Origin of the sequence: Frigoribacterium sp. PhB116 (genome assembly GCF_004364285.1) — a bacterium.
Lineage (GTDB): Bacteria > Actinomycetota > Actinomycetes > Actinomycetales > Microbacteriaceae > Frigoribacterium.
The window spans coordinates 1-20545 of sequence record NZ_SOBE01000003.1; the positions used below are offsets into that span (position 1 = coordinate 1).

20 protein-coding genes are annotated in these 20545 nt (G+C 73.6%); 4 read left to right on the forward strand and 16 right to left on the reverse strand.

Translation table 11 applies throughout. The features are described from left to right. Window positions 1-259: 259 nt before the first annotated feature. The 5 genes from EDF20_RS11400 to EDF20_RS11420 all read right to left on the reverse strand — a co-directional run bounded on the left by EDF20_RS11400 (window position 260) and on the right by EDF20_RS11420 (window position 5978). Window positions 260-1279: a putative sulfate exporter family transporter gene (locus EDF20_RS11400; RefSeq protein WP_133738753.1), complete on the reverse strand. Its 1020-nt coding sequence runs from the start codon at window positions 1277-1279 to the stop codon at window positions 260-262. 9 nt (window positions 1280-1288) lie between these two features. Further along, complete coding sequence (locus EDF20_RS11405; protein ID WP_123548570.1) at window positions 1289-2059, reverse strand: fumarylacetoacetate hydrolase family protein; 771 nt, start codon at window positions 2057-2059, stop codon at window positions 1289-1291. Then, window positions 2056-3213 (reverse strand): branched-chain amino acid aminotransferase, encoded by a 1158-nt coding sequence (locus EDF20_RS11410; RefSeq protein WP_133738754.1) that lies wholly within the window; start codon window positions 3211-3213, stop codon window positions 2056-2058. The genes EDF20_RS11405 and EDF20_RS11410 overlap by 4 nt, the downstream gene beginning before the upstream one ends. Further along, entirely contained in the window at window positions 3210-4292 is a 1083-nt protein-coding gene (locus EDF20_RS11415; RefSeq protein WP_133738755.1) for a 3-isopropylmalate dehydrogenase, read from the reverse strand. Before EDF20_RS11415 ends, EDF20_RS11410 begins: the two co-directional genes overlap by 4 nt. Window positions 4293-4412: 120 nt before the next feature. Then, window positions 4413-5978 (reverse strand): MFS transporter, encoded by a 1566-nt coding sequence (locus tag EDF20_RS11420; RefSeq protein ID WP_133738756.1) that lies wholly within the window; start codon window positions 5976-5978, stop codon window positions 4413-4415. Between the two features lie 88 nt (window positions 5979-6066). Here EDF20_RS11420 and EDF20_RS11425 point away from each other — a divergent pair, with 88 nt between their 5' ends. After that, window positions 6067-6651: a TetR/AcrR family transcriptional regulator gene (locus EDF20_RS11425; RefSeq protein WP_133738757.1), complete on the forward strand. Its 585-nt coding sequence runs from the start codon at window positions 6067-6069 to the stop codon at window positions 6649-6651. 34 nt (window positions 6652-6685) lie between these two features. Here the strand turns inward: EDF20_RS11425 and EDF20_RS11430 are convergent, their stop codons facing one another. The 4 genes from EDF20_RS11430 to EDF20_RS11445 all read right to left on the reverse strand — a co-directional run bounded on the left by EDF20_RS11430 (window position 6686) and on the right by EDF20_RS11445 (window position 9386). Next, window positions 6686-7780 (reverse strand): beta-propeller fold lactonase family protein, encoded by a 1095-nt coding sequence (locus tag EDF20_RS11430; RefSeq protein WP_133738758.1) that lies wholly within the window; start codon window positions 7778-7780, stop codon window positions 6686-6688. Then, window positions 7777-8142 carry a chorismate mutase gene (locus EDF20_RS11435; RefSeq protein ID WP_133738759.1) on the reverse strand — a complete coding sequence of 122 codons (366 nt, stop codon included), beginning with the start codon at window positions 8140-8142 and terminating at the stop codon, window positions 7777-7779. Before EDF20_RS11435 ends, EDF20_RS11430 begins: the two co-directional genes overlap by 4 nt. Window positions 8143-8308: 166 nt before the next feature. Continuing rightward, entirely contained in the window at window positions 8309-8728 is a 420-nt protein-coding gene (locus tag EDF20_RS11440) for an organic hydroperoxide resistance protein (RefSeq protein ID WP_123548563.1), read from the reverse strand. A gap of 25 nt (window positions 8729-8753) precedes the next feature. Continuing rightward, window positions 8754-9386 carry a GNAT family protein gene (locus EDF20_RS11445; protein ID WP_133738760.1) on the reverse strand — a complete coding sequence of 211 codons (633 nt, stop codon included), beginning with the start codon at window positions 9384-9386 and terminating at the stop codon, window positions 8754-8756. A gap of 36 nt (window positions 9387-9422) precedes the next feature. On the opposite strand from EDF20_RS11445, the gene EDF20_RS11450 reads away from it, so the two are divergent. Continuing rightward, window positions 9423-10031 (forward strand): maleylpyruvate isomerase family mycothiol-dependent enzyme, encoded by a 609-nt coding sequence (locus EDF20_RS11450; RefSeq protein WP_158614699.1) that lies wholly within the window; start codon window positions 9423-9425, stop codon window positions 10029-10031. 174 nt (window positions 10032-10205) lie between these two features. On the opposite strand, the gene EDF20_RS11455 is transcribed toward EDF20_RS11450, so the two are convergent. Continuing rightward, window positions 10206-11492, reverse strand: a complete 1287-nt coding sequence (locus tag EDF20_RS11455) for an adenylosuccinate synthase (RefSeq protein ID WP_133738762.1) — start codon at window positions 11490-11492, stop codon at window positions 10206-10208. Window positions 11493-11638: 146 nt separating this feature from the next. Here EDF20_RS11455 and EDF20_RS11460 point away from each other — a divergent pair, with 146 nt between their 5' ends. Together EDF20_RS11460 and EDF20_RS11465 are read left to right on the forward strand one after the other, a co-directional pair. Continuing rightward, entirely contained in the window at window positions 11639-13111 is a 1473-nt protein-coding gene (locus tag EDF20_RS11460; RefSeq protein WP_133738763.1) for an FGGY family carbohydrate kinase, read from the forward strand. A 216-nt stretch (window positions 13112-13327) separates the two neighbouring features. Beyond that, window positions 13328-14044: a metal-dependent transcriptional regulator gene (locus tag EDF20_RS11465; protein WP_123548559.1), complete on the forward strand. Its 717-nt coding sequence runs from the start codon at window positions 13328-13330 to the stop codon at window positions 14042-14044. A gap of 26 nt (window positions 14045-14070) precedes the next feature. Here the strand turns inward: EDF20_RS11465 and EDF20_RS11470 are convergent, their stop codons facing one another. From EDF20_RS11470 to EDF20_RS11495, 6 genes are all read right to left on the reverse strand, one after another. Continuing rightward, window positions 14071-15192 carry an ROK family transcriptional regulator gene (locus tag EDF20_RS11470; protein ID WP_243833468.1) on the reverse strand — a complete coding sequence of 374 codons (1122 nt, stop codon included), beginning with the start codon at window positions 15190-15192 and terminating at the stop codon, window positions 14071-14073. Between the two features lie 201 nt (window positions 15193-15393). After that, window positions 15394-16479: a Gfo/Idh/MocA family oxidoreductase gene (locus EDF20_RS11475; protein ID WP_133738904.1), complete on the reverse strand. Its 1086-nt coding sequence runs from the start codon at window positions 16477-16479 to the stop codon at window positions 15394-15396. Between the two features lie 95 nt (window positions 16480-16574). Next, window positions 16575-17267 carry a ThuA domain-containing protein gene (locus EDF20_RS11480; protein ID WP_133738764.1) on the reverse strand — a complete coding sequence of 231 codons (693 nt, stop codon included), beginning with the start codon at window positions 17265-17267 and terminating at the stop codon, window positions 16575-16577. Next, window positions 17264-18454: a Gfo/Idh/MocA family oxidoreductase gene (locus tag EDF20_RS11485; protein ID WP_133738765.1), complete on the reverse strand. Its 1191-nt coding sequence runs from the start codon at window positions 18452-18454 to the stop codon at window positions 17264-17266. The genes EDF20_RS11480 and EDF20_RS11485 overlap by 4 nt, the downstream gene beginning before the upstream one ends. Next, on the reverse strand, window positions 18451-19224 hold the full coding sequence (locus EDF20_RS11490; protein ID WP_123548557.1) for a ThuA domain-containing protein: 774 nt from the start codon (window positions 19222-19224) through the stop codon (window positions 18451-18453). The genes EDF20_RS11485 and EDF20_RS11490 overlap by 4 nt, the downstream gene beginning before the upstream one ends. Window positions 19225-19288: 64 nt before the next feature. Then, window positions 19289-20473: a Gfo/Idh/MocA family oxidoreductase gene (locus EDF20_RS11495; protein ID WP_243833469.1), complete on the reverse strand. Its 1185-nt coding sequence runs from the start codon at window positions 20471-20473 to the stop codon at window positions 19289-19291. Between the last annotated feature and the right edge of the window lie 72 nt (window positions 20474-20545).

A 20545-nucleotide genomic window follows, 5' to 3' on the forward strand; every position in this document is an offset into this window, starting at 1 on the left:
CGCTCCGCCGCACCTCCGTGGTGACAAGAGGAAACATTACAGGCACACCAGGCACATCGTCCAAACCCTGCCGCATCCCGGGCGTGTCGCAACGTTGATCCCCGGAAAATCAAGGGTCGAGGCCGCGTTCGGCCGTCTGGGCCCGGCACAGGGCGTCCCAGGCCGTGGTGAGGATCGCGATCGACCGCCCGGATCGACCCGATCGCTCGGCCGCGCCGAGAGACGAGGGGACTGGGACGAGGGGCGAGGGGCGAGGTCGTCAGCCGAGCGGCAACGCGAGGACGACGAGCAGCGAGACCCCGGCGACGAAGACCCAGGAGCCGAGCCCGACGAGGACGGCGCGACCACCGGTGCGGGCGAGACGCTCGAGCCGGACGCTCGACCCGAGCCCGACGAGTGCCAGGCCGAGCAGGACGGTCTGGACGGTGTCGGCTCCGGTGACTACCGCCTCCGGCAGGTCGACCAGGGTGCGCAGCACGACCGCGGCGAGGAAGCCGACCACGAACAGGGGCACCAGGGGCGGCCGGGTGCCGGCGTCGCCTCCCCCGCGGCGGACCACCGCAGACGTGATCGCGACCACGGGGGCGAGCATCACCACCCGTGTGAGCTTGACCACCACGGCGATCGCGAGTGCCGAGGCACCGGCGGTCTGGGCGGTCGCGACCACCTGGCCCACGTCGTGGACGCTGGCGCCGGTCCATGCGCCGAACTGCACCGGCGTCAGTCCGAGCGCCGACCCGAGCGCGGGGAGGACGGCGATCGCCGCGGTGCCGCACAGGGTGACGAGGGCCACGGGGGTAGCGGCGTCCTTGCCGCGGTCGCGGGTCACCGCCGACATCGCGCCGATCGCCGACGCCCCGCAGATCGAGAAGCCGGCCGCGAGCAGGAGGGGCTGGTCGCCGGGGAGTCTCGCCCACCTCCCGAGCTGCCAGGTCACCAGGAACGTCGCGACCAGGATCCCGACGACGCTGAGCACCGTCGCCCAGCCGAGCCCGGCCACGTCGACCAGGCTGAGCTTGAGCCCGAGCAGCACGACCCCGATGCGGAGCAGCCGCTTGGCCGAGAGCGTCAGCCCGGGTGCGAGCACCCCGTCGAGCGTCGGCCGGAACGCGGGGACCTGGCCGAGGACGATGCCGAGGACGACGCAGCCGGTGAGGATCGGGACCGCCGGCAGCACCAGGTGCACGAGCCAGGCGACCCCGAGCACCGCGGCCGCGAGACCGATCCCGGGGAGGACCCGTCGCCGCGGAGGCGCGGCGGACGGTGCCGGGGTCGTCACCGACGGCGCCTAGACGCGGTTCTTGGCGGGGTTGATCAGCGAGCCGATGCCCGAGATCGCGACCTCGACGGTCTCGCCCGCGGTGAACGGGCCGATCCCGGCGGGAGTGCCGGTGAGGATCACGTCGCCGGGCAGGAGCGTGAACACGTCGGTCACGTACTCGATCAGCTCGGGGATCTTGTGGATCATCTGCATCGTCGACTCGCGCTGCTTGACCTCGCCGTCGACGCGGGTCTCGATGGTCGCGTCGCTCCAGTCGAACTCGTTCTCGATGTACGGGCCGAGCGGCAGGAACGTGTCGTAGCCCTTCGCCCGCGTCCACTGGCCGTCGGCCGACTGGACGTCGCGGGCGGTGACGTCGTTCGCGATCGTGTAGCCGAAGACCACGTCCTGGTAGTCCTCGGCCTTGACGCGCTTGGCGATCGAGCCGATCACGATGGCGAGCTCGCCCTCGAAGTCGACCTGACCGATGTCCGGCGGCAGCTGGATCGAGTCGCCGAAGCCGATGACCGTCGTGTTCGGCTTCAGGAACAGCAGGGGCGCCTCCGGCGGGGTCTGCCCCAGCTCGTCGGCGTGGTCGTGGTAGTTCAGGCCGACGCCCACGACCTTCGAGCGCGGGATCACCGGCGCGAGCAGCTTGGCCGAGCGGAGCGAGACGCGCTCGCCCGTGGTCTCGTAGCCGCTGTACATCGGGTCGCCCGCGAGCACGATCAGCTCGCGCTCGTCGACGATGCCGTAGCGAGGGTCTTCTCCGGGGGTCGCGAACCGTGCGATCTTCATGCGTCGAGCCTCGTCATCCATCCGTGGACGTCGTCGCGACGCCCGTACTGGATGTCGGTGAGCTCTTCGCGCAGCGACATCGTGAGGGGTCCGCCCTCGGCGGCGGGCGAGCCGACGTGGAAGCCCTCGCCCTTGAGCTCGGCGATCGGGACGACCACGGCGGCGGTGCCGCAGGCGAAGACCTCGACGATGTCGCCGTTCTCGACCCCGTCACGCCACTCGTCGAGCGACACCCGGCGGCGCTCGACGCGGTGGCCGCGCGCCTCGGCGAGCTCGAGGATCGAGTCGCGGGTGATGCCCTCGAGGATCGAGTCGCTGTCGGGGGTGACCAGGGTGCCGTCCGCGTAGACGAGCACGACGTTCATGCCGCCGAGCTCTTCGATGTAGGTGCTCTCGGACGAGTCGAGGAACAGCACCTGCTGGCAGCCGTTCTCGTAGGCCTCCTGCTGCGGCAGCAGCGACGAGGCGTAGTTGCCGCCCGTCTTGGCGGCCCCCGTGCCGCCCTTGCCCGCGCGGGCGTAGTTCGTGGTGAGCCAGATCGAGACCGGGGCCACGCCTCCGGTGAAGTAGGCGCCGGCCGGGCTAGCGATGACGTGGTAGTCGACCTGCTGGGCCGCCCGCACGCCGAGGAAGCTCTCGCTCGCGATCATGAACGGCCGCAGGTAGAGGCTCGTCTCGGGCGCGCTCGGCACCCACGAGCTGTCGACCTGCACCAGCTGCTTGACGCTCTCGACGAAGTCGTCGGTCGAGAGCTCGGGCAGCGCGAGACGCCGGGCCGAACGCTGGAGGCGCCTGCCGTTGGCGTCGGGGCGGAAGGACCAGATCGATCCGTCCGCGTGGCGGTAGGCCTTCATGCCCTCGAAGATCTCTTGTGCGTAGTGCAGCACCGACGCCGCCGGGTCGAGCTGGAGCGGCCCGTACGGGTGCACGCGGGCGGCGTGCCAGCCCTCGTCGAGGGTCCAGCGGATCGAGACCATGTGGTCGGTGAAGTGCTTGCCGAAGCCCGGGTCGCTGAGGATCACCTCGCGCTCGGCGCTGTCGCGGACCGACTCGGACGGGGTCAGCTCGAAGCTGAGGCCGAACTCGGCGGTCGTCGCGGTGTCGTCGACGGTCGTGGTGGTGTCGGCCGTCGTGGTGTCGTCGGTCTGGCTCATGATGCGGCCTCCTGGCTGGTGAGGGCGGCGACGCGGTCGGCGATCGCCGTGCCGATCTCGGACGTGCTGCGGCGGGTGCCCGCGGACTGCTGACGGGCGGCGATGTCGGCCTCGACGGCCTCGCGGACCCGCGCCGCCGCCTCCTCCAGGCCCAGGTGGTCGAGCAGGAGCGCGACGGACAGGACCGCGGCGGTCGGGTCGGCCCGCTGCTGGCCGGCGATGTCGGGCGCCGAGCCGTGCACGGGCTCGAACATGCTCGGGAACGCCCCGCTCGGGTTGAGGTTGCCCGAGGCCGCGAGCCCGATGCCGCCGCTGATCGCGCCGGCGAGGTCGGTGAGGATGTCGCCGAACAGGTTGTCCGTGACGATCACGTCGAAGCGTGCCGGGTCGACGACCAGGTGGATGGTCGCCGCGTCGACGTGCTGGTAGTCGACCTCGACGTCGGGGTACTCGGCCGCGACCGCGTCGACGAGGCGCTGCCAGAGACCGCCCGCGAAGACGAGCACGTTGGTCTTGTGCACGAGGGTCAGGCGGCCACGACGGCTGCGCGCCTTCTCGAAGGCGAAGCGGACGACGCGCTCGACGCCGTGCGCGGTGTTGACGCTCACCTCGTTGGCGATCTCGTGCGGCGTGCCGGCACGGAGCACGCCGCCGTTGCCCACGTACGGCCCCTCGGTGCCCTCGCGGACGACCACGAAGTCGACCTCGCCCGGGTCCGACAGCGGCGACGGGACACCTGGGTACACGGTCGTCGGGCGCACGTTGACGTAGTGGTCGAACGCGAACCGCAGCTTCAGCAGCAGGCCGCGCTCGATGATGCCGCCCTTGAGGCGGGGGTCGCGCGGGTCGCCGCCGACCGCGCCGAGCAGGATCGCGTCGTGCGAGGCCAGCGCCGCGAGGTCGTCGTCGGTGAGGATGTCGCCCGTCTCGAGGTAGCGCGCCGCGCCGAGCGAGAACGTCGTCACGTCGAAGGAGGCGTCGGAGCCTGCCGCGACCTCGAGCACCTTGAGCGCCTCGGCGACGACCTCGGGGCCGATGCCGTCGCCGGGGACGGCGGCGAGGCGGACGGTGCGCGACATGGGACTCCTGGGGTCGGCGAAGCGGGTGACCCTTCACTGTACCTGCGCGGGGAGGGGCGCCGCGCCGCCGGCAGGGGGTCGCGGGCGGTCGCCAGGGACGCGCGTCGCGCCTCCTGCGGGTCAGTCGTGCGCGGAGGCCCGGCGGAGGGCCACGAGGGCGACCACGACGGCGAGCACCATCACGCCGGCCCCGACCGCCGCGGTCGCGACGAGCCCGGTGTCGAAGGCGTGCGTCGCGGCGTCGAGGAGCGCCGTGGCGAGCGAGGGCTCGAGGGGCTCGGCCGCGGCCACGGCGCCGCCGAGGGTCTCGCGGGCGGCCGCCGCGGCGTCGGCGGGCACCGTGCCGGGCACCACGAGCGCACCGCGGTAGATCGCCGTGAGCATGCTGCCGAGCACGGCCGTGCCCAGCACCGCCCCGACCTCGTAGGCGGTCTCGGAGACCGCGGAGGCGGCTCCTGCGCGGTCGGCCGGGACCGCGGCGATGATCAGGTCGTTCGAGATCGTCTCGGCCGCTCCCACCCCGAGGCCGACCAGGGCGAAGCTGACGACGAAGACCCACACCGGGGCGTCGGCGCCGGACAGCCACACGGCTCCGTAGGCGACGGCCGCGGCGCCCAGGCCGACCGCGACGATGCTGCGCGGCGCGACCCGGCGGACGAGCGGCACGACCGCCAGCCCGGACAGCACCATGACGACGAGGCCGGGCAACAGGGTGAGCGCCGCGTGCAGCGGGCGGAGGCCCACGACGAGCTGCAGGTGCTGCGTCGTGAAGAAGAGGAAGCCCACCAGGGAGGTGATGGCCAGCAGGTTCACGACGATCGAGCCCGCGAACACCGGGTTCGTGAACAGACGCACGTCGAGCAGCGGACGCGGACGCCGCAGCTGTCGACGGACGAACAGCCAGCCCGCCGTGACGCCGACGACCGCGAGCACTAGCACGTCGAGGCCCGGGCCGTGCGTCGCGAGCTGCTTGATCGCGGCGACGACCGGCGCCATCGCGAGCAGGGAGAGCAGGACGGAGACCAGGTCGAACGGACCGGGCGCCGGGTCACGGCTCTCGACGACGAGGATCGGCGCCGCGACGAGGAGGGGCAGCAGCACCGGCACGGCGATGAGGAAGATCGAGCCCCAGGCGAAGTGCTCGAGCAGGACTCCCCCGACGATCGGGCCGAGCGCGGAGCCGGCCGCGAAGCCGCTCGCCCAGATCGCGATGGCCAGGCGGCGCTGGTCACGGTCGGTGAAGGTGCTGCGGAGCAGCGAAAGCGTCGCCGGCATGATCATCGCGCCGAAGAAGCCGAGCACGGCGCGGGCGGCGATCAGCGCCTCGGCGGTGGGGGCGAAGGCGGCGACGACCGAGACCGCGGCGAACCCGCTGGCCCCGATCAGGAGGAGGCGCCTGCGTCCGAAGCGGTCGCCGAGCGAGCCCATCGCGACGAGCAGGCCGGCGAGGACGAGGGAGTAGACGTCGACGATCCAGAGCTGCGCGGCCGCCGAGGGCTGCAGCGCGGTCGAGATCTCGGGGAGCGCGAAGCTGAGCACCGTGTTGTCGACGGAGACGAGGAGGACCGGGAGCATCAGGACGACGAGCGCGGCCCACTGGCGGGCGCCGGCCCGGGCGGGCACGGGGGCGCGGGTCGTAGCAGGGGTCGTCGGGGCGGGGGTGCGGCGGTCGTCGCGGGCGCTCATGGGGCTCTCGATGGTCGTGGTGGGCGTTCGGGGCGGGCTGTACCGTCCGGACGGTACAGCTTGACCGTCCAGACGGTACAGTAACAGGATGAGCCCGCGTCCGTCAGCCCGAGAGAAGATGCTCGACTCCTTCGAGCACCTCGTCGTCGAGACCGGCGAACGGAGCGCCACCTTCGACGCGGTGGCCGCAGCCGCCGACGTGTCGAAGGGCGGGCTGCTCTACCACTTCCCCACGCGCGAAGCGCTGGTCGACGGGCTCGTCACCCGCCTCGAGGCGCTGCTCGACGACGACGTCGCCCGCATGACCTCGGCTGCCGACGGCGTCGTCGACTACTTCATCCGCACCTCCTCGCGGTCGGCCATCCCCGAGGACGACCCGCTCGACCGGTGCATCACCGCCGTCGCCGGCCTCGGCGCGAGCGGACGCTGGCCGCAGGCCGTCTCCGCGCTGACGGCCATGCAGGACCGCTGGTACCGGGTCGTGCTCGACGAGGTCGGCGACCCCGCCGTCGCCAGCCTCGTGTGCCTCGTCTCGGACGGGCTCTACTTCACGCCCGCGCAGTTCGAGGAGGCGTCGGTCGCGTCGGGCGCACCGGGTGCCTCGGACGCGTCACGTCGCGGGCGAGCGTCGGTCGACGAGGTCGTCGCGCTGCTGCGCAGCCTCGCGCGCTGACCGGAGCTCTCGCGGGTCGGGCGGGTCAGGCGAGTCAGGCGAGGAGGATGCAGGCGGGGCTGCCGAGGGTGAAGACGTCGAGGGGCTCGCCGGGGACGCCCGTCTCGGGGTCGAGCGGCAGCACGGCGACCGTGTCCGAGCCCTGGTTCGCCACGTACATCACGCCGGGCGTGATCGCGAAGTGCCGCGGCCAGGTGCCGCCGCAGGGAGCCTCGCCGACGAGCTCGAGGCGGCCGTCGTCGCCGGGGGCGAGGACACTGATGCTGTCGCGACCGCGGGTGGCCACGTAGACGCGGCCGCCGTCCACGTCGAGGTGCGAGGGGAAGACCCCGGACGCCGAGGACGAGCCCTCGAAGACCTCGACCGAGTGGTCGACGACCAGCTTCTCGCCGACGCGCCGGAGCACGTGCAGGCGGGCGTCGAGCTCGCCGGCGACGACGAGGCGGTCACCCAGCCACGCGACGTGGCGCGGGCCGGCCCCGGCGGGCAGCAGGTGCACGCCGACGATCTCGGGCACGAGGGCGACAGGGTCGACGGCGACCTCGACCAGGCGGTCGGTCCCGAGGTCGCTGACCAGCAGCGTGCCCCACGGGGTGGTCGAGGCCTGGTGGGCGTGCGGGCGCTCCTGGCGCTCCTGCACCGGGCCGTGCCCGACGGGCAGCGCGACGGTGTGCGCGACCCGGCCCGTGAGCGACGGGTCGCTCGAGAGGACGGACATCGTCCCCCCGACGTAGTTCGTGACGACCAGCGCACCGGACGCGGGGTCGAACAGCACGTGGCAGGGCGCGGCCCCGCCCGAGGCGGCGCTCGACGCGGCCACGAGGCGACCGGCGGAGACGGTGTACGACAGGACCCGCCCCTCCGTCGTCTCGGACACGGCGTGCAGAGCGCCCTCGGTCGCGACCAGGAAGGAGGGGTCGTCGGCCTCCACGGTCTGCACCGACTGCCACGGCTGACCCGGCGCGGTGCGCTCGAGCACCGTGATGCCCACGCCGGAGCCGCCGCTCGAGGCGGTGTACGAGCCGACGTAGAGGCGCTGGGGCGAGCCCGCCTCGACGGCGGGGAACTCGGCCGCGGGCGCGGGGTCGTGCCCGGCTGACCCGTCGTGCCCGGCTGCCGCGTCGGTCACGCCGGGCCCTCGGACGAGGACCCGGCGGCATCGTTCGCGATGCGCTGGTGGTGCTGGATGACCTCGCCGACGATGAACCCCAGGAACTTCTCGGCGAAGGCCGGGTCGAGGTGCGACTCTTCGGCGAGCTGGCGGAGGCGCTGGATCTGCACGCGCTCGCGCTCGGGATCGCTCGCCGGCATGCCCGCCGCTGCCTTGAGGTGCCCCACCGACTGCGTGAACTTGAAGCGCTCGGCGAGCAGGTGCACGAGCGCCGCGTCGATGTTGTCGATGCTCTGACGGATGCTCGAGAGCTCGTCGATCGCCTCGCGGTCGTCGGTCGTGAGGGGGCTGTCCGCGCCGAGGGGACTGTCGAGTGCCATGTCCCGACCCTATCGGGGCGCCGCGACGGCAGGCCGGGACGATCGACGACGTTCCGTGTCGCAGGGCGGAGCGAGCAGACGAGGAGGCGCGTCCCGCGATCGCGGGACGCGCCTCCTTCGCTGCTGCTGCGCTGTCGTGCTGCTGCGCTGCTGTGCTGCTGCTGCGTCAGTCGACGAGGGTCAGCGTGACCTCGACGTTGCCGCGCGTGGCGTTCGAGTACGGGCACACGTGGTGCGCGGCGTCGGCGAGCTCCTGGCGGCGGTCGGCCGGCACGTTCGGCGTGTAGATGTCGAGCTCGACGGCGAGGCCGAAGCCGCCGTCGCCGTTGCCGCCGATGCCGACGCTCGCGCTGACCGAGCTGTCGCTCGTGTCGACGTCGAGCTTCTTGGCGATGCTGTGCATCGCGCTGAGGAAGCAGGCCGCGTAGCCCGCGGCGAAGAGCTGCTCGGGGTTGGTGCCCTCGCCGGAGCCGCCGAGCTCCTTGGGCGGACGGGTGTCGAAGTCGAGGCGGTCGTCCTCGCTGCGGACGTGGCCGTCACGGCCCCCGCCGGTGGCGTGGGCGATGGCGGTGTAAGCGATCTCCAAAGTCATGAGAGCAACAGTCGACCCCTCATCTGGACGGTTGCTGAACAGTCTCCAGACGCCGCATGAGACCATCCCGGACGCCCGGCCACTCGTCGGCGAGGACGGAGTAGACGGCCGTGTCGCGCCACGAGCCGTCGGCCCGCGGCTGCGTGCGGCGGTGGACGCCCTCGAAGGTCGCGCCGAGCCGGGTGATCGCCGCCCGCGACCGCTCGTTCAGGGCGTCGGCCTGGATCTGGACACGCCCGAGACCGTGCTCGAAGAGCGACCCCAGCACGAGCAGCTTCGTCTCGACGTTGACGCCGGTGCCCCACACCTCGGGGGCGTAGGCGGTCCAGCCGACGTGGGCGCTCTCGCAGCGGAGGTCGACGAGGCCGACGGTGGTGGTGCCGACGAGCTCGCCGGGCCCCTCGCCCGCCGGGACCGTGCGGCGGACGCCCCAGACGAGCCCCTCGTCCCAGGGCAGGTAGCCCAGGATGAAGTCGGCCCATCCCTCGTAGTCGTCGCGGTAGGCCGCCGCGCCGCCGCCCCAGCCCCCGGCGAAGACCTCGGGCCTGCCGACGGCGCGGTGGAGCTCGGGCAGGTCGTCGTGACGGAGCGGGACGACCGTGACGAGACGGCCGACGAGGGGGACGAAGGGCACCGGTCCGAGCGTGGTCATGCGTCGATCCTGGCAGCGGCGGAGCAAGATGTCAGCGTGACCACACCCCGCACCTTCGGCCAGTCGGCCGAGTCGTTCGTCGACCTCCTCTCGCGAGTCCGCCCCGAGCAGTGGGACGCGCCCGGCCTCGGGCGCTGGACCGTCCGCGACCTGGCGGGCCACACCTCCCGGGCGGTGCTCACGGTGTCGACCTACCTCGGCCTGGACGAGCCGAGCGACGTGACCATCCCGTCGGCCGAGGCCTGGTACTCGGCGTACGCCTCGCAGTTCACCGACGCGGACGGCGTGCACGCCCGCGGAGTCGAGGCCGGCCGGTGGCTCGGCGACGACCCGGCCGCCCGGGTCGCCGAGGCGCTCGTCGAGTCGCGCGGCGCCCTCGACCGGGCCCCCTCGAACCGGATCGTGTCGCTCGGCGGCATGGGGATCCCGCTCGGCGAGTACCTGCGGACCCGCGTGTTCGAGCTCGTCGTGCACACGATCGACCTGTCGCGGGCGACCGGGCTGGCCCACACGCTGCCGACGGCCGCGGTCGCCGACACCGCGGCGCTCGCGGCGCGCACCGCGACGATGCAGGGGCACGGCGAGGAGGTGCTGCTCGCGCTGACGGGACGCGGCCGCCTCGGGGAAGGGTTCAGCGTCGTCTGAGGCGGGCGGCGCCTCCTGGGCTGCCTCCGGTCGAGTCACGGACTCGACTCCGTGACTCAGGAACTCGGGCGTGCGGGTTCCTGAGACGTGCACAGGTCAGGAGCCCGAGTCCTGAGTCGTGCGAACTCAGGTCCCCTGTTCCTGAATGAGGAGAGCCAGCCCGGGACGGGCGGGTCAGGCGAGGAGGTCGTGGCGGACGACGACGGCCTCGCGGCCGGGGCCGACCCCGATCGCCGAGATGCGGGCGCCGCTCATGGCCTCGACGGCGAGGACGTAGTCCTGTGCGGCCTTCGGGAGGTCGCCGAACTCGCGGGCCCCGGTGATGTCCTCGGTCCAGCCGGGGAACTCCTCGTAGATCGGCACGGCGTGGTGGAAGTCGCTCTGCGACACCGGCACCTCGTCGTGACGCACCCCGTCGACGTCGTACGCGACGCAGACCGGGATCGTCTCGAGGCCCGTGAGCACGTCGAGCTTCGTGAGCACGAAGTCGGTCACGCCGTTGATGCGCGCCGAGTAGCGGGCGATCGGGGCGTCGTACCAGCCGCAGCGACGCGGCCGGCCCGTGGTCGTGCCGAACTCGAAGCCGTTGGCGCGGAGGAACTCGCCGGAGGCGTCGAACAGCTCGGTCGGGAACGGGCCTGCCCCGACACGGGTCGTGTACGCCTTGACGATGCCGATGACGCGCTGGATGCGACCGGGACCGATGCCGGAGCCGGTGGAGGCGCCTCCTGCGGTCGCGGACGACGACGTGACGAACGGGTACGTGCCGTGGTCGACGTCGAGCATGGTCGCCTGGCCGGCCTCGAAGAGGACGGTCTTGTCGGCCTCGAGCGCCTGGTGGATCTCGAGCGCCGTGTCGGCCACCATCGGCTTCAGCCGCTCGGCGTACGAGAGCAGCGACTCGACGATCTCGTCGGCCTCGATCGCGCGTCGGTTGTAGATCTTCACGAGCAGGTGGTTCTTCTGGTCGAGGGCCGCCTCGACCTTCTGGCGCAGGATGCCCTCGTCGAAGATGTCCTGCACGCGGATGCCGACGCGGTTGATCTTGTCGGCGTAGGTCGGGCCGATGCCGCGACCGGTCGTGCCGATCTGGCGCTTGCCGAGGAACCGCTCGGTCACCTTGTCGAGGGTGCGGTGGTAGTGCGTGATGACGTGCGCGTTGGCGCTGACCTTGAGCTTCGAGACGTCGACGCCGCGGGCGATCAGCGCGTCGAGCTCGTCGAAGAGCACCTCGATGTCGATGACGACGCCGTTGCCGATGACCGGCGTGACGCCGGGCGACAGGATGCCCGAGGGCAGCAGGTGCAGGGCGTACTTCTGGTCGCCGATGACGACCGTGTGGCCCGCGTTGTTGCCGCCGTTGAACTTGACGACGTAGTCGATGCGGCTGCCGAGCAGGTCGGTGGCCTTGCCCTTGCCTTCGTCGCCCCACTGGGCTCCGATGATGACTACTGCGGGCATGGTCGTCTCCTCGCGGTCGGCGATCGCACCTGGGTGAGGCACGCGTGCACCGTGTCAGGTGCACTTGAGTCTACCGACGAGGAGGCGCGCCACGCCCGTCCCGCACCGCTCTAGGAATTCGTTGCGCGATACGACAAACTACGGCCATGAGTCTCGTCGCCGGGGTCGACTCCTCGACCCAGAGTTGCAAGGTCGTGATCCGCGACACCGTCACCGGAGAGCTGGTGCGCCAGGGCACCGCCCGGCACCCGGAGGGCACCGAGGTGCCGCCCGACGCCTGGTGGGACGCCCTCGTGGAGGCGATCGACGCGGCCGGCGGTCTCGACGACGTCGCCGCGATCTCGGTCGCCGGGCAGCAGCACGGGATGGTCGTGCTCGACTCCGACGGCGCGGTCGTGCGCGACGCCCTGCTCTGGAACGACACCCGCAGCGCCGGGGCGGCTCGCGAGCTGACCGCCGAGCTCGGGGCGGAGGAGTGGGCGCGACGGACGGGCTCGGTGCCCGTCGCCTCCTTCACGGCCACCAAGCTGCGCTGGCTGCGCGACGCCGAGCCCGAGGCCGCGGCACGCGTCGCGGCGGTCGCGCTGCCGCACGACTGGCTGACCTGGCGTCTGCTCGGGTACGGGACCCGCGCCTCCTCTCCCCTGGGACCCGACCTCGACGAGCTGGTCACCGACCGCAGCGACGCCAGCGGCACCTCGTACTGGAGCCCCGGCGACGAGGCGTACGACCTCGAGATCTTCGAGCGGGCGCTCGGCCGCCCGGGCCGCGTCGCCGGCGGCGACGGGGACGACGCCTCGGCCGTCGTGCTGCCGCGCGTGCTGGGGCCCTCGGAGGCGGCAGGCACCACGGTCGCGCACGGTCCCGTCCCTGAGGGGATCGTCGTCGGGGCGGGTGCCGGCGACAACGCCGGGGCCGCCCTCGGGCTCGACGCCGGGGTCGGCGACCTCGTCATCAGCATCGGCACCAGCGGGACGGCCTTCGCCGTGACGGACGCCCCCACCGCCGACGGCAGCGGCACGGTCGCCGGCTTCGCCGACGCCGCCGGCGGGTTCCTGCCGCTCGTCGCCACCCTCAACGCGGCCCGCGTGCTGTCGTCGGTCGGCACGCTGCTCGGCGTCGACCACGACGAGTTCGCGCGGCTGACGCTCGCCGCGGAGCCAGGAGCGGGCGGCGTCTCGCTCGTGCCGTACTTCGAGGGCGAGCGGACCCCGGACCTGCCCGACGCGACGGCCACGCTCTCGGGGCTGACGCTCGCCTCGACCACCCGCGAGAACCTCGCCCGTGCCGCCGTCGAGGGGATGCTGTCGGCCCTCGCCGACGGCGCCGCCGCCGTGCGCGACCAGGGGGTGGAGGTGCGGCGCGTGCTGCTGATCGGCGGCGCCGCGCTGAACCCGGCCGTGCAGGCCGTCGCGGCCCAGGTGCTCGACGTGCCGGTCACGGTGCCCGCACCGGGCGAGTACGTCGCGGACGGTGCGGCACGGCAGGCGGCGTGGGCCCTCTCGGGGACGCGACCGGGGTGGGCGTTGTCGACCCGCGCCTCCTCGGAGCCGGACCTCGTGCCCGCGATCGGCGAGCGCTACCGGGCGGCGCAGGCGCTCGGGTCGCTGCCGCGCTGAGCGCTGCGAGCTGCGAGCTGCGAGCTGCGAGCTGCGAGCTGCGAGCTGCGAGCTGAAGACTGCGATCGGCCGAGGGCGGGTCGGCGTGGTCGAGGGCGGGTCAGCGGCGACCCGCCCTCGAGCGCACTGACCCGCCCTCGACGAACGGCATGCGCAAGGGAGGGTGCCGCAGGGGCACGAGTGGGGGCGCAGGAGGCGGGACCTAGGATCGGGGGCATGCCACCGGAACCGGGACCCACCCGCTCGACGATGACCGAGGACTACCTCAAGGTCATCTGGAAGGCCGAGGAATGGGCGGCCCCGGGCTCCCCCGGCATCACGACCAACGAGATCGCGGCGACGCTCGGGGTGGGCGCGTCGACGGTGTCGGGCAACCTCCGCAAGCTCGAGCGCGACGGGTTCATCGACTACACGCCGTACCGCAGCATCGCGCTGAGCGAGCTCGGCCGCCACGTCGCCGTCGGCATGGTGCGCCGCCACCGCCTCATCGAGACGTACCTCGTCGAGCGGCTCGGCTACGCGTGGGACGAGGTGCACGACGAGGCCGAGGTGCTCGAGCACGCCGTCAGCGACCGTCTGCTCGAGGCGTTCGACGTCGAGCTGGGCCGCCCCACAGCCGACCCGCACGGCGACCCGATCCCCCAGGCCGACGGCACCGTCGTGCGGCCCGTCGCCCACACCCTGCAGGAGTTCGTCGAGGGCGAGTGCGGCCACGTCGTCCGCGTCTCGGACGACGAGCCCGAGCTGCTGCGCTACCTGGGCTCGCTGCAGCTGCGGGTGGGCGCGCACGTCCGGGTCGCCGAGCGCCGCGACTACGCGGGGTCGCTGCGGGTCGAGCTCGACGACGGCACGGTCGACCTCGCCGGGCCCGCCGCGGTCGCCGTGTGGGCGACGCGCGACGAGCACGGGCACGCGGCGGCCGCCACGGCCTGACACCGGGCCTGGAGGCGCGGGTCGGGTCAGGAGGCGCGGACCGGGTCGGCGAGGAGGTCGGCGAACGCCAGCTCGGCGGCTCCGATCATCAGCCGGTCGGCGCCGAGCGCGGCCCGCCGCAGCTGCACGCCGTCACGCGGCCCGGGCAGCGCCTGAGCGGTGACGCGGTCGAGCAGCCGGTCGGGCGCGGCGGCCTGCAGCGACCCGAGGAACCCGCCGAGCACGATCACCGACGGGTTGAAGGCGTTGAGCACGTTGCGGAGCGCCACCGCCACGTAGTCCACCTGGCGCTCGACCTCGCGGCGCACGTCGACGTCGCCCTCGGCGAGCGCCGTCGCCAGCGCGGCGTCGAGCTCGTCCGCCTGGGCGCGGGACAGGCCGGTGACGGCCAGCAGCTCGGCCTGGCCGACCTCGGTCTCGAGGCAGCCGACGGCGCCGCAGTGGCAGAGCCGCCCGGCCGACTCGACGAGCGTGTGGCCGATCTCGCCCGCGAAGCCGTCGCGGCCGCGGAGCGGGCGGCCGTCGACGACCACTCCCCCGCCGACGCCGCTCGCGCCGCCGTTGAGGAACACGAGGTCGCTGGCCCCCGCGCCGGCGCCGAAGAGGCCCTCGGCCACGACCGCGGTGCTCGCGTCGTTGGCGGCCCGGGCGGGCAGTCCCGTGGCGTCGGACAGGAGGCGCGCGAACGGCTCGTCGACCCAGCCGAGGTGCGGCGCGAGACGGACGAGGCCCCCGTCCGCGTGCACGAGGCCCGGCACGGCGGCGCCGACGCCGACGACCCGGGCGGCGGGCACCTCGTCGGCGAGCTCCCGGACGAGGCGGGCCGCGATCTCCGCCGCCTCGGCCGCGGTCGGGACGCCGTCCGTCTCGTGGCGGACCCGGCGCTGCACGACCCCGTCGAGCCCGACCCGGCCGACGGTGACGGCGTCGATCTCGGGGTTCACCGCGAAGGCGACGACGTCGGGCGAGGCGGTGACCACCGGGCTGGGGCGGCCGACGCGGTTGGCCGCGACGGGCTCCGACTCGACGACGAGGCCGCGCTCGACGAGCTCGCCCACGAGGGCGGCGATGGTCGAGCGGTTCAGGCCCGTCAGGCGCGTCAGCTCGCTGCGCGAGGTCGGGCCGTCGCCGTGCACGATGCCGAGCACGGCGGAGAGGTTCGAGCCGCGAGGGCGATCGAGGAGGGGACGGGCGCGACCGGCGGGAGGGGCGCCTCCTGCAGTGTCTCGCTCTGCTGCGGCGTCGCCCGGAGTCGCCGGCAGCGTCGCCGACTCGCTCCGGGCCTCACTCGTCTGGTCCTGCACCGTGGCCTCCCTGGTCCACGAGGCTATCGCCCGTGCGGGCGGCGCTCACGCCAGGTGCGGCTCGGCGCCGAGCGGCACCAGCGGGGGCACGTCCGGGCGGGTGACCAGCGTCACGACCGTGCCGGACGCGCTCGACGCGGCCACCGCCTCCGTGATCTCGAGCACGTGCAGGGCGACGTCGCCGGAGGCGCGGTGCGGCTCCCCGGCCGCGACCGCCCGGGCGAGGTCGGCCAGGCCGTACCCGCGACCGGAGTCGGCGTAGCCCGCCGTCGCCGGGACCTCGCGCCAGGTGCGGTCGTCGACGGTGAGCAACTCGACGGGGTCGCCGAACATGTTCGCGTCGGGGACGGCGATCGTGCCGAGCGTGCCGAAGAACTCGGTGATCGGCGACCGGGAGCCCCACACCTCGAAGCTCACCGTCACGGTGGACGCCGCTCCCGAGGCGTGCCGCAGCAGCGCGCTCGCGTGCGTGTCGACGTCGACCTCGAGCTGCTCGCCCGCTCGGGGGCCGGTGCCGATCGTGCGACGCCGAGCCGAGCGGGAGACGAGACCGGACACCGAGACGACCGGCCCGAGCAGGTGCACGAGCGTCGTCAGGTAGTAGGGGCCCATGTCGAAGAGCGGACCGCCTCCCGCCCGGTAGTAGAAGTCGGGCGCGGGGTGCCAGGCCTCGTGCCCGGACGCGGTCCACGAGACGGCGGCGCCGACGGGGTCGCCGACCGCTCCCGAGGCGACGAGCTGGGCCGCGGTCTGCACCCCCGTGCCGAGCACCGTGTCCGGCGCCGAGCCGACCCGCACGCCCGCCGCGCGGGCCGCCTCGAGCACCGCGGTGCCGTCGGCGACCGTGAGGGCGAGCGGCTTCTCGCCGTAGACGTGCTTGCCGGCGGCGATCGCCCGCAGCGCGATCTCCGCGTGCGCGGCCGGGATCGTGAGGTTCAGCACCACGTCGACCCGGTCGTCGGCGAGCAGCTCGTCGACGGTCAGGGCGCGGACGCCGAGACGCTCCGCCACGGAGGCGGCCCTCGCCCGGTCGAGGTCGGCCACGGCCTCGAGGGCGAGGCCGGGCAGACGCTCGAACGAGGCGAAGTACTGCTCGCTGATGACCCCGACGCCGACCACGCCGACGCGCATCGGCGCCGTGGCCGTGCCGCCGGCCGTGCTCTCGCCGACCGTGCTCGTGCCGGTCGTGCCGCTGCCGGCCGCGCCCGCGCCCGTGCCCGCGCCGCTCATCGCGAGGCCCACAGCAGGCCGCGCTCGACGAGCGTGCGGACGGTCGGGTGGTCGAGCACGGCCTGCGAGTGCCCCGGGGTGACCACGGCGATGCGGCCGAGGCCCCACTGGCGGGTCCAGACGGCGGGGGAGGTCACCGGGCGCGTCCAGGCGTCGCCGACCCGCGCCTCCTGCGTGGTCGTCGCGAGCACGTCGAGGTAGTCGTCGTGCAGCAGCCAGTACTGCTCGCTCTCGACCTCGAAGTCGTCGAGGCCCTCGGTGACGGGATGCGTCGCCGCCGCCTCGGTGAAGCGGACCAGGTGCCGCACGAAGCCGTCGGTCTCGTCGCCGACCCGGTCGGGCGCGGCCTTGCCGGGGTGCGCCGCGAACTGGCCGCCGATCAGGTGCAGGTAGTCGGCGTCGCCGCGGAACGAGTCGGCGATGCCGCCGTGCCAGCCGGCCAGGCCGGTGCCCGCCTCGACGGCAGCGCGGAGCCCCGCGGTCTGCGGCCCCTCGATCGTCGACATCGTGACGTTCTGCAGCACGAGGTCGGCGCCGCGCATCACGTCGGCGTCGGCGTAGACCGCCGGCCCGTCGTGCAGGCTGACCTCGAAGCCGGACCGCTCGAGGAACGGCACGAACGAGTCGGTCGTGCCGATCGGGTCGTGCCCCTCCCAGCCGCCGCGGACGACGAGCGCGCGGCGGGTCACGAGGTCGCCCCTGCCGTGGTCGCCGCGGGGGTCGTCGGGTCGGCCGCCGACGTCGGGACCGCCTGCAGCGCGGCGCGCACCGAGGTCCACGACTCGAGGCGGGCCCGGACGTCGTCGCGCGCCTCCCGCTCGATCGCCGTCGCGAGCGCCCGCTCGAGCAGGTCGTCGATCACGACCCGCTGCCCGCTGCGCGTCGACTCGATCGCCGCCTCGACCATCGCGAGGCTCATCACGTTCTCGTGCACCTCGCCGTGCGGCACGGCACCGGTGCGCAGGGCGCCGACGAACGCGGCGAGCGAGCCCTCGATCCCGTCGCCGACGGTCGCCAGCCGCGACAGCCGGGGCGACGAGGAGGCGCCCGTCTCGTCCGCGAGGGCGAGCACGGGAGCCTCGTCGCCGTCCCAGAGCGCGGTGCCGGCCGAGCCGCCGACGCGCCACGAGCCGTTCCAGGAGGTCTCGGCGCCGGGGCTGCACCAGCTGCCCGAGTAGGCGTAGCGCACCCCGCCCTCGAACTCGAAGACGGCGTTCGCGGCCGCGTCGCCGCGGTACCAGCTCCACGACGGGCTGAACGACTCGCACCAGACCGACAGGGGGTCGGCGTCGAGCAGCCAGCGCACCGAGTCGAACGGGTGCACGGCCATGTCGAGCAGCAGGACGTCGTCCATCTGCTCGCGGAAGCCGCCGAAGTGCGGCGCCTTGAAGAACTCGGTCGTGACGACGCCGACCTCCCCGAGCTCGGCGACCTGCTGCTTGAGGGCGACCAGGTGGTCGTCGTACCGACGCGACTGGCTGACCATGAAGAGCTCGCCCGTCACCTCGGCGGCGGCCGCGAGCGAGAGCCCCTCGGCGACGTCGAGCGCGACCGGCTTCTCGCCGAGGACGGGCAGGCCGGCGAACAGCGACTGCGTCGTCACGGGGTGGTGCGCCACCGGCACCGTCACGTCGACCACCGCGTCGGCCGCGAGGTCGGCGATCAGCGCGCCGAGGTCGGTCGAGACGGGCAGCGACGCGTCTCCGTGGTGCTCGGCACCTGCCCGGGCGGCGTCGAGGTCGAGGTCGACGATGCCGACCAGCTCGACGTCGGCGCTGTCGGCGAGCGCGCGGAGCCAGGCCCGCCCCATGCCTCCTGCACCGACCTGGACGACTCGCAGGGCGCCTCCTCGGCTGTCGACCGTGCGGAACGTCATCGCTCGAGGGCCCCTTCGTAGTCGGCCCCCCGGAAGTACTGGCCGGTCTCGTAGCGCAGCAGGGTCGGCGTCTCGCGCTCGCGCTCGGGGCGTGCCCACTCGACGCCGTTCGCGATCACGCGGCGGACGTCGCGGTGGTGGTAGACGGGGAAGTCCTGGTCGCCGGGGCTGAAGAAGAACACCTTGCCGAAGCCACGCCGGTAGGTCATGCCGCTGCGGAACACCTCGCCGCCGGTGAAGCCGGAGATGAAGACCAGCTCGTCGGGGGTCGGCACGTCGAAGTACTCGCCGTACATCTCCTGCTCGGGGATGACGATCGGGTTCGGCACGCCGCGCGTGATCGGGTGCTGCGGGTTGACGGTCCAGACGAGCTCCTGGTCGTGCTCGCTGCGCCAGCGGAGCGTGCAGGTCGTGCCCATCAGCTTCGTGAAGATCTTCGACCAGTGACCGGAGTGCAGCACGATCAGGCCCATGCCGGCGAGCACGTGGCGGTGCACCCGCTCGACGACCTCGTCGCTCACCTCGTCGTGCGCCGCGTGGCCCCACCAGGTCAGGACGTCCGTCTGCTCGAGCGCCTCCTCGCTGAGGCCGTGCTCGGGCATGTCCATCGTCGCGATCGTGATCTGCGCGTCGGGCAGGTTCTCGCCGACGCCCTCGGCGATCGCTCCGTGCATGCCCGTGGGGTAGCGCTCGGCGACGTGCTGCTCGATCTGCTCGTGGCGGTTCTCGCCCCAGACGGTCACGCGGAGGGGGGTGGTGGGGGTGCTCATGGGCCTTCTCTCGGCAGGGTCGTGTCGGGTCGTGTCGGGTCGGGTCGGGTCGGGACGGGTCGGGTCAGGGCGCGGTCGCGAGCCAGCGGCTGCCGTCGGCGGCGCTGCGCTCGACGGCGTCGAGCACCCGCTGCACCTGGAGGCCCTCGGCGAAGGAGGGGGTCGGCTGCTCCCCCGCCGCGAGCGCGGCGACGAGGTCGCGGGCCTGGTGGCTGAAGGCGTGCTCGTAGCCGAGGCCGTGGCCGGTCGGCCACCACGAGCCCGTGTACGGGTGCTCCGGCTCTGTGACGAGCACGCGCCGGAAGCCGAGCTGGTCGACCGGGGCGCCGGCGTCGTAGACCTCGAGCTCGTTCATGCGCTCGAGGTCGAAGGCGATCGCGCCGCCCGTGCCGCTGAACTCGAGCCGCAGCGCGTTCTTGCGGCCGGTCGCGACGCGGGTGGCCTCGAAGGTCGCGAGGGCGCCTCCCGCGATCTTCGCGGTGAAGAGGGCCGCGTCGTCGACCGTGACCTGCCCGCGCTCGGAGGAGGCGGTGCCGCCGAGGCCGCGGACCTCGCCGAGCAGCGGGCGCTCGGTCGTGAAGGTGTGCAGCAGGCCGCTGACGTCGGTCAGCGCCCGGCCCGTGACGAACTGCACGGCGTCGACGAGGTGCGCACCGATGTCGCCGAGCGAGCCGGAGCCCGCGACGCTCTTGTCGAGGCGCCAGGTCATCGGGCCCTCGGGGTCGACGAGCCAGTCCTGCAGGTACAGGGCCCGGACCTGACGCAGCTCGCCGATCGCGCCCCGCGCCACGAGGTCGCGGGCGAAGGTGATCGCGGGCACCCGCCGGTAGCTGAAGCCGACCATCGCGAGGACGCCTCGTGCGGCGGCCCGCTCGGCGGCGTCAGCCATCTGCTCGGCCTCGGCGACGGTGTTGGCGAGCGGCTTCTCGCAGAGCACGTGCTTGCCTGCCTCGAGCGCGGCCACCGCGATCTCGACGTGCGTCGAGCCGGGCGAGCAGATGTCGACGAGCTGGACGTCGTCGCTCTCGACCACGCGCCTCCAGTCGGACTCGCCTCGCTGCCAGCCCCATCGCGCCGCGGCGGCACGGGTCGCGTCGGCGTCGCGGCCGACGATCGCCGTCATCCGCGGGACCAGCGGGAGGTCGAAGAACGCGGGCGCCGTGCGCCAGGCCTGCGAGTGGGCGGCGCCCATGAAGCCGTGGCCGATCATCGCGACGCCGAGGTCGCGGCGGGACTCGTCGGGGGACATCTGACTCCTTCGTCACGCGTCACCACGTTCGTTGTGGCCAACAACAAAGTACGGGCGATGGCGGGGGCACGC

Coding starts and splice junctions, on each gene's coding strand:
- EDF20_RS11445 (WP_133738760.1), bottom strand. CDS start 9,386: ATGACCACGCTCGGACCGGTGCCCTTCGTCCCCCTCGTCGGCCGTCTC.
- EDF20_RS11435 (WP_133738759.1), bottom strand. CDS start 8,142: ATGGCACTCGACAGTCCCCTCGGCGCGGACAGCCCCCTCACGACCGAC.
- EDF20_RS11455 (WP_133738762.1), bottom strand. CDS start 11,492: ATGCCCGCAGTAGTCATCATCGGAGCCCAGTGGGGCGACGAAGGCAAG.
- EDF20_RS11485 (WP_133738765.1), bottom strand. CDS start 18,454: ATGACGTTCCGCACGGTCGACAGCCGAGGAGGCGCCCTGCGAGTCGTC.
- EDF20_RS11410 (WP_133738754.1), bottom strand. CDS start 3,213: ATGAGCCAGACCGACGACACCACGACGGCCGACACCACCACGACCGTC.
- EDF20_RS11495 (WP_243833469.1), bottom strand. CDS start 20,473: ATGTCCCCCGACGAGTCCCGCCGCGACCTCGGCGTCGCGATGATCGGC.
- EDF20_RS11415 (WP_133738755.1), bottom strand. CDS start 4,292: ATGTCGCGCACCGTCCGCCTCGCCGCCGTCCCCGGCGACGGCATCGGC.
- EDF20_RS11475 (WP_133738904.1), bottom strand. CDS start 16,479: ATGCGCGTCGGCGTGGTCGGCGTCGGGGTCATCAGCGAGCAGTACTTC.
- EDF20_RS11460 (WP_133738763.1), top strand. CDS start 11,639: ATGAGTCTCGTCGCCGGGGTCGACTCCTCGACCCAGAGTTGCAAGGTC.
- EDF20_RS11425 (WP_133738757.1), top strand. CDS start 6,067: ATGAGCCCGCGTCCGTCAGCCCGAGAGAAGATGCTCGACTCCTTCGAG.
- EDF20_RS11405 (WP_123548570.1), bottom strand. CDS start 2,059: ATGAAGATCGCACGGTTCGCGACCCCCGGAGAAGACCCTCGCTACGGC.
- EDF20_RS11420 (WP_133738756.1), bottom strand. CDS start 5,978: ATGAGCGCCCGCGACGACCGCCGCACCCCCGCCCCGACGACCCCTGCT.
- EDF20_RS11465 (WP_123548559.1), top strand. CDS start 13,328: ATGCCACCGGAACCGGGACCCACCCGCTCGACGATGACCGAGGACTAC.
- EDF20_RS11490 (WP_123548557.1), bottom strand. CDS start 19,224: ATGAGCACCCCCACCACCCCCCTCCGCGTGACCGTCTGGGGCGAGAAC.